Annotated in this window: 1 protein-coding gene and 1 pseudogene; one reads left to right on the top strand and one right to left on the bottom strand. The window is 70.6% G+C overall.

The window, feature by feature from the left end; genetic code table 11:
* A pseudogene (locus KTN05_RS17665) lies at window positions 1-322 on the top strand (hypothetical protein); the annotation flags it as partial.
* Window positions 323-406: 84 nt separating this feature from the next.
* On the opposite strand, the gene KTN05_RS17670 reads toward KTN05_RS17665, so the two are convergent.
* Window positions 407-892: PHB depolymerase family esterase (locus tag KTN05_RS17670; RefSeq protein WP_305799911.1), on the bottom strand; the 486-nt coding region annotated here is incomplete at its 5' end.

Raw genomic sequence — 892 nt, forward strand, 5'->3', positions numbered from 1 at the left:
TCGGACGCTGCATGTCAGCGATATCTCCGTGGGTCTGGACCTGCTGTTCGCCGAGATCGCCGAGCTTGCGCCCCTCTGCCGCTTCGGGAACTGCAGCCACTCTCATGAACCGGGATGCGCGGTTCAGGCGGCAGTCGCCGCCGGAACGCTGGACCCGGTGCGGGTCGATCGCTGGCGCAAGCTTCTGGAGGAGAACCGGAGCAACACCCCCATCCAAGCCGGGCCGCGCGGCAAAAAAGACCTCGAAACCGCCGGGCAGACACCGCTGAAGGTCCTTTCGGGATATCCGTGCGGTTTGACCGCTCTGCCGAGGAGTGAGTGACCGATAGCGTCCGCTGAATCGAGGGACCATCAAGCGCCTGCTGCGCCTGTGCCGTGGACAAGCCGGACATCCCGAAGCCTGTCCTCACTGCCTCGGATGCAGGAAGAAGCGGACCATCTCGGCCGACGCGTCGGGACCGGCAGCGTCGGTGTAGCTTCCCTGCGGGCGGCCGCCCGACCAGGCATGACCCGCGCCCTCGATCCGCCAGTATTCGACCAGCGGCGTGCCGTCCGGGGCCTCGACCAGCTCGCGGGTCCAGGGGCGGCCACCCTCGGACCGGCCGTTCTCGCGCCGCGAGGTGCCATGCAGGGCCGGACCTGCGGCGGCCACCAGCGCCTCGGCGTTCGAGGGATGGACCGTGGCATCGGCGGTGCCGTGGAAGACGATCATGCGGACCGAGCCCCCGCGGGGCGTCCGCCCGCCCTGCCCCCGCATCGCGCCGAAGGCCGAGGGCATGTCGTGGGCGATCCCGTGCGGCAGCCCCGAATGGATGCCGACCGCCGCGAACAGCCCCGGCTGGGTCGCCGCCAGTGTCGCAACCATCGCGCCGCCGGCGGACAGACCGGCCGC

The organism is Paracoccus sp. Z118 (genome assembly GCF_019061185.1).
GTDB lineage: Bacteria > Pseudomonadota > Alphaproteobacteria > Rhodobacterales > Rhodobacteraceae > Paracoccus.